Source organism: Streptomyces africanus (genome assembly GCF_030816955.1).
GTDB classification, from domain to species: Bacteria; Actinomycetota; Actinomycetes; order Streptomycetales; family Streptomycetaceae; genus Streptomyces; species Streptomyces africanus.
In genome coordinates, this window is sequence record NZ_JAUSYP010000001.1 from 1,092,816 (window position 1) to 1,105,374 (window position 12,559).

Annotated in this window: 9 protein-coding genes; 6 read left to right on the forward strand and 3 right to left on the reverse strand. The window is 72.1% G+C overall.

Features of this window, described 5'->3' with window-relative positions; all coding sequences use genetic code 11:
• Positions 1-132 precede the first annotated feature (132 nt).
• The gene (locus QF034_RS05130; protein ID WP_307173801.1) at positions 133-1,743 is read right to left on the reverse strand and encodes a peptide-N4-asparagine amidase; all 1,611 of its coding nucleotides are present in this window, start codon (positions 1,741-1,743) and stop codon (positions 133-135) included.
• Between the two features lie 216 nt (positions 1,744-1,959).
• Between QF034_RS05130 and QF034_RS05135 the strand changes: the two genes are divergently transcribed.
• From QF034_RS05135 to QF034_RS05150, 4 genes are all read left to right on the forward strand, one after another.
• Positions 1,960-3,810, forward strand: coding sequence for an ABC transporter ATP-binding protein (locus QF034_RS05135; RefSeq protein ID WP_307173802.1), 1,851 nt, complete (start codon positions 1,960-1,962; stop codon positions 3,808-3,810).
• Entirely contained in the window at positions 3,807-5,588 is a 1,782-nt protein-coding gene (locus tag QF034_RS05140; protein WP_307173803.1) for an ABC transporter ATP-binding protein, read from the forward strand. The genes QF034_RS05135 and QF034_RS05140 overlap by 4 nt, the downstream gene beginning before the upstream one ends.
• A gap of 338 nt (positions 5,589-5,926) precedes the next feature.
• Positions 5,927-6,397, forward strand: coding sequence for a DUF5709 domain-containing protein (locus QF034_RS05145; protein ID WP_307173804.1), 471 nt, complete (start codon positions 5,927-5,929; stop codon positions 6,395-6,397).
• Between the two features lie 35 nt (positions 6,398-6,432).
• Positions 6,433-6,678, forward strand: coding sequence for a type B 50S ribosomal protein L31 (locus QF034_RS05150; RefSeq protein ID WP_086563794.1), 246 nt, complete (start codon positions 6,433-6,435; stop codon positions 6,676-6,678).
• Between the two features lie 32 nt (positions 6,679-6,710).
• Here the strand turns inward: QF034_RS05150 and QF034_RS05155 are convergent, their stop codons facing one another.
• Entirely contained in the window at positions 6,711-7,505 is a 795-nt protein-coding gene (locus QF034_RS05155) for a metal-dependent hydrolase (protein WP_307173805.1), read from the reverse strand.
• Positions 7,506-7,650: 145 nt separating this feature from the next.
• On the opposite strand from QF034_RS05155, the gene QF034_RS05160 reads away from it, so the two are divergent.
• Both QF034_RS05160 and QF034_RS05165 read left to right on the forward strand, forming a co-directional pair.
• Entirely contained in the window at positions 7,651-10,164 is a 2,514-nt protein-coding gene (locus QF034_RS05160; protein WP_307173806.1) for a DEAD/DEAH box helicase, read from the forward strand.
• A gap of 37 nt (positions 10,165-10,201) precedes the next feature.
• Positions 10,202-11,071: an acyl-CoA thioesterase gene (locus QF034_RS05165; RefSeq protein WP_307173807.1), complete on the forward strand. Its 870-nt coding sequence runs from the start codon at positions 10,202-10,204 to the stop codon at positions 11,069-11,071.
• 696 nt (positions 11,072-11,767) lie between these two features.
• Here the strand turns inward: QF034_RS05165 and QF034_RS05170 are convergent.
• A complete protein-coding gene (locus tag QF034_RS05170; RefSeq protein ID WP_307173808.1) occupies positions 11,768-12,553 on the reverse strand; it encodes an Fpg/Nei family DNA glycosylase in 786 nt (261 codons plus the stop codon).
• Between the last annotated feature and the right edge of the window lie 6 nt (positions 12,554-12,559).

A 12,559-nucleotide genomic window follows, 5' to 3' on the forward strand; every position in this document is an offset into this window, starting at 1 on the left:
TTCTGCAATACGGAAAGCGGCTTCCGTAGCCGTACACTCTGGAGGCTGTCTTGATCGCGCACAAGACCGCAACGTTTCAGCCAAGTAAAAGCGCCCTAAGTGATGCATGTCACATGCGCCACACATGCCCCTTCAGCAACGACGGCGGTCCCCGGTGAGCACCCCCTGCACGGTGGTCAGCGTGCGGTCGTAGCACCCGTGCGAGCCGTGCAGCCGGTAGCGCTCACGCGTCGTGCCGACCGCGTGCCGCTGGTCGCGGGGCACGTTCGCCGTGTACGTGGCCTCGCCCGTATAGGAGTCGTCGAGCCGTGACCACGCCGTACGACGGCCGCCGCGCGTCTCGACGGCCGTGGCGCGGTCGCCGAGGGTCAGCACGGTGCGCAGCCGATCGCCCGTGCCGAGGGTGGTCGTACCGTCCATCGTGTTGGTCCGGTGAGTGCGGGTGGTGTGGGCCGGTCCGCGTCCGCCGACGGTCACCGACTCGTCGTCGGTCCAGGTGGCTTCGAGGGCGTCGGTCGTCTCGCCGTCCGTCCAGCGGTGCTCGGAGGTGTGGGCGAGCGAACGGGCGACGGTGGTCGTGACGCGGCCGTGCGAGGTGTCGACGTATCCGGCGACGGTCAGCCGGTGGGCACCCTCGGTGTCGACCCGATGCTCCGAACCGGGTGTGTACGACGAGGAGTCGGCGAGGTCGCCCGCCCGGTGCGCGGTGAGCTTCCCGGGAACGTGGGCGCGCTGCTCGTCCTGCCAGACGAGGACGTTCACGGGCGTGCTCCAGCCGGTCTGCCCCTCGGGCACGCCGACGACCGAGACCTCGACGCGGTGCGGGCGGCCGTCGTTGAGGAGCCCGGCGAAGGGGGTGAGGTCGTAGGTGATCGGCTTGATGTCGAAGGCGCGCGGGCCCGGGATCACGTACCAGAGGAACGGGTTGGACCAGCCGCCGGTCCACACGGTGGGGAACGGTGCGGCAATGCCCGCGAGCCGGCCGTCCACGCTGATCTGCACCTCGCGGTAGGGGCCTTGCCCCGCCTTGCAGGAGTACGGTGCCGCGTCGGGCACCGTCAGGTACCAGTACTCCTCGCAGCCACCGCCGGAGCCGGTGGCGTACACCTCCGCGACGAGGCGTTCGCTGTTGCGCGGGGTCGTGAGGGTGGTCGCGCCGTCGGTCCCCCGGCCGAGGGTGAGGACCCTGTCGGGGCTGTTCTTCCCGTCAGGACGGCCTTGGTGGAACGTCAGCGTGACGTTGACGTCGAGGACGCCCGTGTAGGTGTCGTCGACGACGTTCCCGATGAGCATCTCGACGTCCCGGCGGCCGCGGAATGTGTCGCTGTAGCGGGTGACGTCCTTCTCCACCGACCACTCGATGCCGTCGGGCGAGGGCTGCGGTGTCGACGTACGGAAGATCTCGACCCCGCCGACGCGCAGATAGCCGAGCCGGTCGTACTGGCGCCCCTTGACCTTGCCGTCGAGCCGCAGCACCACCTTGCTCCAGCGGTCACCGCAGTCGCCCGGCGGGGTGTACGTCCCCCGGTACGGGGTGAAGTCGCGGAACTGCGCGCGGGCCACGGTGACTTCGCAGGACCTTCCGCCGGGCCTGGTGACGGGCGGGGCGGCCGTGACCGGGTCGTGCCAGTCGGTGCCGAACTCGGCGGGGACGTCGGCCGCACGGGCGGGACCGGCCCCGAGGAGGGTGCTCGCCAGAAGGGTCGCTCCGGCAAGCATGGACATGACGATCCGTCTCTTCATGGGCCGTGTTCTACGGGGAGTCCGCCGCCTGGCGCAATGAGCACCGGCCCGCCTGGACAACCCCCTTCCCACCCCTGTCGGCCGGTTCCGTTCGGTGGGTCGAAAACCGGTTGCCTCCGACCACGTGGCGACGCGAACCTGTCACGGTTTGCTGCCTTCGGCCGAGCCCCATCCCCCCATTCCCACATCCCCCCTGACACGAGCCACTGGGACGTCATGCAGATTCAAGACCTTCCGTACCCCGACCCGGGCGTGCCGGACGCGCGTTCGGGTCCCCGATTCCTGTGGTGGCTCTTCCGCAACCAGCTGGACGGGCAGCTCAAGTCACTGGCCTGGGGGCTGCTGCACTTCGCCTCCGTCGCCGCGCTGCCGTTCTGCGTCGGCGTCGCCGTACAGGCCGTCGTCGACCGCTCCGGCGGGCAACTCGCCCTGGCGGGCGGCCTGCTGGTGCTGGCCTGCCTGGGCAACGCCGTCGGCGACACCTTCCTGCACCGCACCGCCATCACCAACTGGATCACGGCGGCCGCCCGCGTCCAGCAGCTGCTCGCCCGCAAGGCCGCCCAGTTGGGCTCGGCGCTGACCCGGCGTGTCGCGGCCGGTGAGGTCGTGGCGGTCTCCACGGGTGACGTCGAGAAGATCGGCTGGTTCGTGGAGGCCTGGTCGCGGTTCACCGCGGCTTTGGTCACCATCGTGCTGGTCTGCGTCGCGCTGCTGGTCTACCAGCCCGCCCTCGGCGTGGTCGTCGCCGTGGGGCTGCCCGTGCTGGCGCTCGCCGTGCTGCCCCTGCTGCCCCGCGCCACCCGGCGTGCCGACGTGCAGCGCGAGAAGGCCGGACGCGCCACCGAGCTCGCCTCGGACACCGTCGCCGGCCTGCGCGTGCTGCGCGGCATCGGCGGTGAGGAACTGTTCCTCGACCGCTACCGCCGCGCCTCCCAGGAGGTCCGGCAGGCGGCGGTGCGCAGCGCCCGGATGTGGTCCCTGATCTCCGCGATCCAGGTCCTGCTGCCGGGCCTGCTGCTCATCGCCGTCGTCTGGTACGGCGTGCACCTGGCGCGCCAGGGCCGGATCACCGTCGGCGAACTGGTCACCGTCTACAGCTCGGTGATGGTCCTCACCTATCCGCTGCGGCACTTCGAGGAGATCGCCATGGCGTACTCCTTCTCCCGGCCGTCCGCCAAACGGGCCGCGGGCGTGCTGGCGCTGGAGCGGGCCACCGACACCGCCGGGTCGCGCGGGGCCGAGCTCCCGTCCGGGGATCTGTACGACCCGGACACCGGGCTGCTCGCGAGCTCCGGCCGGCTCACCGCCGTGGTGTGCGGCGACCCGGACGCGGCCGGCCGGCTCGCGGAACGGCTGGGCGGGCATCCGCCGCAGGAGGGCACCTCGGTGCTGCTCGGCGGTGTGCCGCTCGACGAGCTCCCGCTGGACAGCGCCCGTACGGCCGTCCTCGTCCAGGACAAGGACCCCGTGCTGCTGTCCGGCTCGCTGCGCGAACTGCTCGACGTACCCGCGTCGGGCGCCGTCGAACCGCGGGCGGCGCTGGCCGCCGCGCAGTGCGACGACGTGCTGGCGGCGCTGGTGCAGGGCTCGGTGGACGCCGCCGACCCCATGGACGCGCGGATCACCGAACGCGGCCGGTCCCTGTCCGGCGGCCAGCGCCAGCGGCTCGCGCTCGCCCGGTCGCTGATCACGGACCCGGAGGTGCTCGTCCTCGACGAGCCGACCTCGGCCGTCGACTCGCACACCGAGGCCCGGATCGCGCAGGGCGTGCGGGAGCTGCGCGCGGGGCGCACGACCGTGGTGTTCACCTCCTCGCCGCTGCTGCTGGACCGCGCCGACCGGGTGGTGTTCCTGCACGACGGCGAGGTCGCGGCGGCCGGCACGCATCGCGAGCTGCTGCACACCGAGCCCCGCTACCGGGCGGTGGTCACCCGCGAGACGGACGAGGAGACCGCCCGCCTTCAAGAACACGAATCGATTCAAGAACACCAAGCGCTTCAAGAACACGAATCGCTTCGAGAACACGACGTCCTGCAAGAACTGGAAGAGATCGAGGAGAAGGCATGATCGGCGTGGCGCCACCGGCGTACGACCCGGCCGCCCCGACGACGGCGAACACCCTGCCGGTCGGCGCCCCCACGACCGTCCGCGCCTACGTGGCCGAGCTGCTGCGCCGGCACCGCCGGGCGTTCCTGCTGCTCGTCGTCGTCAACACGGTCGCCGTCGTCGCCTCCATGGCCGGTCCGTGGCTGCTGGGCGGAGTCGTGGAGCGGGTGTCCGACGGGGCGCGGGACCTCCGGCTGGAACTCACCGCGGGACTGTTCGTGGCGGCACTGGCCGTCCACGCCCTGTTCGTCCGCGAGGTACGGCTGCGCGGCGCGATGCTCGGCGAGCGGATGCTGGCCGACCTGCGCGAGGACTTCCTCGTCCGGTCGGTGGGACTGCCGCCCGGCGTGCTGGAGCGGGCCGGCACCGGCGATCTGCTGTCGCGGATCACCACGGACGTCGACCGGCTGGCCAACGCCATGCGCGAGGCCGTACCGCAGCTGTCGATCGGCGTGGTGTGGGTGGTGCTGCTGATGGGCGGGCTGGTCGTCACGGCGCCGCCGCTGGCACTCGCCGTGCTGCTCGCCCTGCCGCTGCTGATCGTCGGCTGCCGCTGGTACTTCCGGCGGGCACCGGCCGCCTACCGCTCGGAGGCCGCCGGGTACGCGGCCGTGGCCGCCGCGCTCGCCGAGACCGTGGACGCCGGGCGCACCGTCGAGGCACACCGCCTCGGTGACCGGCGCGTCGCGCTGTCCGAGCGCCGGATCAGGGAATGGACGGCCTGGGAGCGCTACACGTTGTGGCTGCGGTCGGTGCTCTTCCCGGTCATCAACGTCACGCACGTGACCGTGCTCGCCTCGGTCCTCCTGGTCGGCGGTGTGTTCGCCCTGCACGGCTGGATCGACGTCGGCCAGCTCACGACGGGCGCGCTGATCGCCCAGATGCTCGTCGACCCGGTCGGCATGATCCTGCGCTGGTACGACGAGCTCCAGGTCGCCCAGGTGTCGTTGGCCCGGCTCGTCGGGGTCCGGGACATCGAGCCGGACGCCGGCGACCCCTCTGTGTCCCCCGACGGACGCCGCGTGCACGCCGACCGCGTGCACTTCGGTTACCTGGAGGGCGTGGACGTCCTGCGCAAGGTGTCACTGGAGGTCGCGCCCGGCACCCGGCTGGCCCTGGTCGGCCCCTCGGGTGCGGGCAAGTCGACACTGGGCCGGCTGCTCGCGGGGATCTACGCGCCCCGGGACGGCCGGATCACGCTGGGCAGCGCCGAGCTGTCCCGGATGCCCGCGGAACGCGTCCGCGCCCATGTCGCCCTCGTCAACCAGGAGCACCACGTCTTCGTGGGCTCCCTGCGCGACAACCTCCGGCTCGCCCGGACCGGCGCGGACGATGCCGAGCTGTGGGCGGCGCTGGGCGCGGTCGACGCGGACGGCTGGGCCCGGGCGCTCGACGACGGCCTGGACACCGAGGTCGGCTCGGGCGGCCTGACGGTCACTCCCGCCCAGGCCCAGCAGATCGCCCTGGCCCGCCTGGTGCTGGCCGACCCGCACACCCTCGTCCTGGACGAGGCGACGTCCCTGCTCGACCCGCGCGCCGCCCGCCACCTGGAACGATCCCTGGCCAAGGTCCTCGACGGCCGCACCGTCGTCGCCATCGCCCACCGCCTCCACACCGCCCACGACGCGGACGTCATCGCCGTCGTCGAGAACGGCCGCATCAGCGAACTGGGCAGCCACGAGGAACTGGTGACGGCGGACGGGGCTTATGCGGCGCTGTGGAGGTCGTGGCATGGGTGACGATCGGGTGCCGAGGGGGTTGTGAGACGGGCCCCTTCTCGGCGGCCCGGGCCCGGGGCAGTGCGGCCCAGGACGGCTCGGGCCCCGGGCCCGGGGCAGCCCGGCCCCGGGGGCAGCCGGGCCCGGTCGGTCCCGCCTCCTGGTCGGACCGCCGGAGGTGGTCCGTGGCGTTGCGCGGTGGTGAGGCGGGGTGGAAGGCTGGAGACAGGCACCGGCTCGGGGAAACGCCCGGGAACCGCGGCAGCGGTTCGGCGGCGGGCGGCGTCAGTGCTCCGTGTGGCGGCGGCCCGGCGCGGGCCCCGGTGTGAACGGGCCCGCCCCACCCCCTGGAGGTACCCGTGAAGAGCTCCGACGGCTGGGGAGACGACGTCTACCAGCCGGAACCATCCGAGCAGAGAGAGGACACGGGGCTGCTCGACGCCGAGGACACCCTGGAGTACGACGGCGTCGACGATCCCCTCGACCGGGGCTGGTCCCCTCCCGAGCGGCCCTGGGCCGTGGAGCACAGGGGCGTCACGGCGGCGGAGCGGCGGCAGGGCGAGACGCTGGACCAGCGGCTCGCCGAGGAGCTGCCGGAGCCCGTCGCCCCGGACGGTGACGGTCTCGGGGACTGCCAGGGCACCGACGGGGAACTCCTGGACAACGAGGTCGGCGCCGCCCGCTCCGGCCGGCTCGTCGCCCCCGACGAGGGTGCGCACGAGGACGAGGAGAGCGCCCTGGTCGCCTTGGACGTGGGCATCGACGGCGCGGCGGCGTCGGCCGAGGAGGCAGCCGTGCACATCGTCGACGAGGACACCCTGTCCGGCTGATCGCAGAACCGACCCGAGCCGCGCGAGGAGCAGCCATGCAGCAGGACAAGCACCCCGACTACCACCCCGTCGTCTTCCGCGACCGCGCCGCCGGGTACGCGTTCCTGACCCGGTCCACCGCGACCAGCGACCAGACCATCGAGTGGGACGACGGCGAGACCTATCCCGTCGTGGACGTGGAGATCTCCTCGGAGAGCCACCCCTTCTACACGGGCAAGGCCCGCACGGTGGACTCGGAGGGCCGGGTCGCCGCGTTCGAGCGGCGGTACGGCGGCCGCTGAGCCCTGTCCCCCGGCGTGAGCTCGGCCGGCGTTCAGATGACGTTGAGCGCCGCCGCGCAGCCCACCCCGCCGAGCAGCATGAACACCGGCATCAGCACCCTGAGCTCGACCCAGCTGCCCGCCCGGAACCGCAGGGCCTTCGGCGGCCCGACCGGGTACCAGCGCTTGCGCCCCACCGGTATGGGCCACAGGACCGGGCACCCCGAGACGGTGAGCGCGTCCCCGAGGTCGTGCACGAGCGCCCCCAGCACGACCGGCAGCCCCAGCCAGAGGTACTCCTGCCCCGGCGCCGTGAACAGCCAGTCCGCGCCGTTGCCCGGCTTGTCCAGGACGCCCGCGAGGATCCACGCGGTGGCCGCGGCCAGCAGCCACACCAGGACGTCGCTGCTGGAGCCGCGCGCCGCCCGCCACAGCAGGCCCTCGATGGCCAGCACCAGGTGCACGAAGAGGATCGCCAGCACCCCCCAGCGGTCGCTGGTGATCGCCACGACCGAGGTGCCCGCACCGATCAGGACCGCCCACAGCCAGGTGTGCGTGAGCGTCCGGTGCCCGCCGGAGCGACGCGGGTCGCCCTGCTTCTTGGTGGCCTTGTAGACGGCGTACGACAACTTGTCGACGATCTCGCACAGCCAGCGCGACAGCGGTCCGAAGGACCGGGAGATGGTGGCCGCCTTGTGGTCGAGGTCCGGGGCGAGCGCGGCACCGGCGCAGACCAGGGCGCCGACGAGGAGGACCGGCCAGGGCATCGGGTGCCCGGCCGCGGCGGCCGCCGCACCGACGCCGAGCCAGGCGGCGGCGCCCGACAGTGAGTGTGCTGGTCCCATCATCGGCGTGGCCCGCCCCATTCCTCGTGTACCGCTGTCCAGTTGACCGGCGCGCTGACATCCCGTCGGCGACACAGCGTAGCGTTCGCGATCTTCGCGCCCGCAGCCGATTCCCGCATCGGGCGGGAGGCCAGGCAAGATGGGGGGCGTGACCCTCATCGATCAGCTGCCGCGGACCGCCGACCCCGACGCCCTGTACGAAGCCTTCGAGTCGTGGGCCGGTGAGCGGGGTCTCACGCTCTATCCCCACCAGGAGGAGGCGCTGATCGAGGTGGTCTCCGGCGCGAACGTGATCGTGTCGACGCCCACCGGCTCCGGCAAGAGCATGATCGCGGCGGGTGCGCACTTCGCCGCGCTGGCCCGGGACGAGGTCACCTTCTACACCGCCCCCATCAAGGCGCTGGTGTCGGAGAAGTTCTTCGAACTGTGCAAGATCTTCGGCACGGAGAACGTCGGCATGCTGACCGGCGACGCGTCCGTCAACTCCGACGCTCCCGTGATCTGCTGCACCGCCGAGGTGCTCGCGTCGATCGCGCTGCGCGACGGCAAGCAGGCGGATGTCGGCCAGGTCGTGATGGACGAGTTCCACTTCTACGCGGAGGGCGACCGCGGCTGGGCCTGGCAGATCCCGATCCTGGAGCTGCCGCAGGCGCAGTTCGTGCTGATGTCGGCGACGCTGGGCGACGTGTCCTTCTTCGAGAAGGACCTCACCCGCCGCACCGGCCGCCCGACGGCGGTGGTCCGCTCGGCGACCCGCCCCGTGCCCCTGTCGTACGAGTACCGCTACACGCCACTCACGGAGACGCTCACGGACCTGCTGGCTGCCCGGCAGGCGCCCGTCTACATCGTGCACTTCACGCAGGCGCAGGCCGTGGAGCGGGCACAGGCGCTCATGAGCATCAACATGTGCTCGCGTGAGGAGAAGGAGCAGATCGCCGAGCTGATCGGCAACTTCCGCTTCACCACCAAGTTCGGCCGCAACCTCTCCCGTTACGTCCGGCACGGCATCGGCGTCCATCACGCGGGCATGCTGCCCAAGTACCGCCGCCTGGTGGAGAAGCTCGCGCAGGCCGGCCTGCTGAAGGTCATCTGCGGTACGGACACCCTCGGCGTGGGCGTCAACGTGCCCATCCGCACGGTGCTGTTCACGGCCCTCACCAAGTACGACGGCACCCGCGTACGCACCCTGCGCGCCCGGGAGTTCCATCAGATCGCGGGCCGTGCCGGGCGGGCCGGTTACGACACGGAGGGCTTCGTCGTCGCGCAGGCGCCCGAGCACGTCGTCGAGAACGAGAAGGCGCTCGCCAAGGCCGGTGACGATCCGAAGAAGCGCCGCAAGGTCGTCCGCAAGAAAGCCCCGGAGGGCTTCGTCGCCTGGTCGGAGCAGACCTTCGAGAAACTCATCACCTCCGAACCGGAGCCGCTGACCTCCCGGTTCCGGGTGACGCACACGATGCTGCTGTCGGTGATCGCCCGCCCCGGCAACGCCTTCGAGGCGATGCGCCACCTGCTGGAGGACAACCACGAGCCGCGCAAGCAGCAGTTGCGGCACATCCGCCGGGCCATCGCGATCTACCGCTCGCTGCTGGACGGCGGCATCGTCGAGAAGCTCGACGAGCCGGACGCGACCGGCCGCGTCGTCCGCCTCACCGTCGACCTCCAGCAGGACTTCGCGCTCAACCAGCCGCTGTCCACGTTCGCGCTCGCCGCGTTCGAACTGCTCGACCCCGAATCGCCGTCGTACGCGCTCGACATGGTGTCCGTGGTGGAGTCGACGCTCGACGACCCGCGGCAGATCCTCGCCGCCCAGCAGAACAAGGCGCGCGGCGAGGCCGTGGCCGCGATGAAGGCGGACGGCGTCGAGTACGAGGAGCGCATGGAGCGCCTCCAGGACATCACCTACCCGAAGCCGCTGGAGGAGCTGCTCTTCCACGCGTACAACACGTACCGCAAGAGCCACCCCTGGGTCGGCGACCATCCGCTGTCCCCGAAGTCGATCATCCGTGACATGTACGAACGGGCGCTGTCCTTCACGGAGTTGGTGTCCCACTACGAGCTGGCGCGCACCGAGGGCATCGTGCTGCGCTACCTGGCCAGCGCCTACAAGGCCCTCGACCACACCGTCCCGGACGACCTCAAGTCCGAGGATCTGCAGGACCTGATCGAGTGGCTGGGCGAGATGGTGCGCCAGGTCGACTCCAGCCTGCTGGACGAGTGGGAGCAGCTCGCCAACCCGGAGGAGATGACCGCCGAGGAGGCCCAGGAGAAGGCCGACGAGGTCAAACCGGTCACGGCCAACGCGCGTGCCTTCCGCGTCCTGGTCCGCAACGCCATGTTCCGCCGGGTCGAGCTGGCCGCCCTCGACCAGGTCGAGGAGCTCGGCGAGATGGACGCGGAGTCCGGCTGGGACGCCGACGCGTGGGGCGAGGCGATGGACAAGTACTGGGACGAGTACGACGACCTCGGCACCGGCCCCGACGCCCGCGGCCCCAAGCTGCTGCTCATCGAGGAGGAGCCGGAGAACGCGCTGTGGCGGGTCCGGCAGATCTTCCACGACCCGAACGGCGACCACGACTGGGGCATCAGCGCGGAGGTCGACCTCACCGCCTCCGACGCGGAGGGCCGGGCGGTCGTCCGCGTCACCGACGTCGGCCAGTTGTGAACGGCCGGGCAGCAGCGAGCACAGGAGAATCCCACCGATGACGAACCCGGCCGAGAGACTGGTCGACCTGCTCGATCTGGAGCAGATCGAGGTGAACATCTTCCGTGGCCGCAGCCCGCAGGAGTCCCTCCAGCGGGTCTTCGGCGGCCAGGTGGCGGGCCAGGCCATGGTCGCCGCAGGCCGCACCACGGACGGCGACCGGCCCGTGCACTCGCTGCACGCGTACTTCCTGCGCCCGGGCATACCGGGCGTGCCGATCGTCTACCAGGTCGAGCGGGTGCGTGACGGGCGGTCGTTCACGACCCGCCGGGTCACGGCCGTGCAGCAGGGCCGTACGATCTTCAATCTCACCGCCTCCTTCCACAAGCCGGAGGAGGGCAGCTTCGAGCACCAGCTGCCGCCCGCCCGCACGGTCCCGGACCCGGAGTCCCTGCCCACGGTCACGGACGAGATCCGGGAGCACCTGGGCGCGCTGCCCGAGCAGTTGGAGCGGATGGCCCGCCGCCAGCCCTTCGACATCCGCTATGTGGACCGGCTGCGCTGGACCACCGACGAGGTCGCGGACTCCGAGCCGCGCAGCGCCGTGTGGATGCGCGCGGTCGGGCCGCTCGGCGACGACCCGCTCGTCCACACCTGCGCCCTCACCTACGCCAGCGACATGACCCTCCTGGACGCCGTCCGCATCCCGGTCGAGCCGCTGTGGGGCCCGCGGGGCTTCGACATGGCGTCACTGGACCACGCCATGTGGTTCCACCGCCCGTTCCGCGCGGACGACTGGCTGCTGTACGACCAGGAGTCGCCGATCGCGGTCGGCGGCCGCGGTCTGGCCCGGGGCCGGATCTACGACCGTGAGGGCCGGCTGGTCGTGTCGGTCGTGCAGGAGGGATTGTTCAGGAAGCTGGGCTGACCTGGTCACGTACCGATCAGGGCCCAGGGGCTCCGGGCCGGGCTGATCGCCGGCTCGCTGCGCCGGCCCCCTCTGGCCGGCCGGCATCGCCGCGGTGATCGGCGCCGCCGTCTGCCAGGCGCCGGCGCCGGCGACCGGGCCGCTGACGATGGTGCAGCCGCTGTTCGTGCTGGAGCTGCCGCTGGCCCTCGTCGTCGCGTCGCTGCTGACGCGCCGTTTCATCTGCCGCGCACGGGCCGGCCCTCGCTGTCGCCGCCCTGCGACGCCGGGAGGGCCGGGCCCGGGCGGCGTGTCCGGGTGCCGCGACGGCGATCAGCTGTGCGGTGACCGCGGCGCTGATGAAGACCGACATCCACGTCCTCGACGAGCAGGGACTCGTGGGCGGCTGTTCCTGCTGGAGAACGCGATGCGGGCCGGCCGTCCGGGTGGTGGCTGCTGGCGCGGATTCCGTTCACACAGTCGGTCCTGGCATCCGGACGACGAGGGGGCGCGGCTGACGGCCGAGCTCGGCGGCCGGGCCCGCTTCACGCATCTGAACGTCACCGGCGAGGACGCCTGGCAGCGGGCCCTGGCCGAGACGGAGCAGGCCCTGCGACCGGTGTCGGTCCTGGTCAACAACGCGGTCCGGCGACTGACCGGCCCGGCCCAGCCGCCGGCTGACCTGGCGCTCGGCGAGTCCCCCCTCCCCGGGCCTGATCACCCGTCCGGCTGGCACCGCGGGCACCACACCGTGCCACGGCCCGCCATCCGGGACCGGCGCAGGCCGCTGCCGCAGCGCGGGCACCTGGGGTCGGGGTCGTCGCGGTGTCCGGTGAGCCAGGAGTCCCTCGGTGGCACGCACCCGGCGTTGACGGCGGACCGCAGGGTTCTGCGCATCTCGCTGTACAGGCGACGGCGGTCGTCCTGGGTGAGCTCCCGCCCCCAGCGGTCGGGGCGCAACCGGGCGCGCCAGAGGATCTCGTCGGCGAGCAGATTGCCGAGGCCGGCCAGGACGGACTGGTCGGTGAGCGCGGTCTTCAGGTGCCCGCGGCGCGACGAGAGCACGGCCTCGAACTCCGCACGGTCCACCGCCATGGCGTCGGGGCCCTGCCGCCGAAGCAGCCGGTCGAGATCGGAGTCGTCGTGGGCCAGCCACAGGCCCTGGAGTTTGCGCTGGTCACGGAAGCGCAGCTGACGGTTGCCGCTCAGTGTGAACAGCACGCGGTCGTGGGCCTCGACGGCGTCCTCGGGACGAGCGCAGACCAGTCGCCCGGTCATGCCGAAATGCAGCACGAGGGTGGGGCCGCCGGTGCGGGCGAGCAGCCACTTGCCGTGCCGCTCCGGTGTGCCGAACCGCCGCCCCTCCAGCGCGTCACGCAGGCCCCGGATCCCGACGCCGTGCAGGACGCCCGCGTCCCGTACCTCGACACGCCGCACGACCCGTCCCTTCGCGCAGGACTCCAGCACCTGGCGGAAGCCCTCGACATCGGGCAGCTCGGGCATGACCGG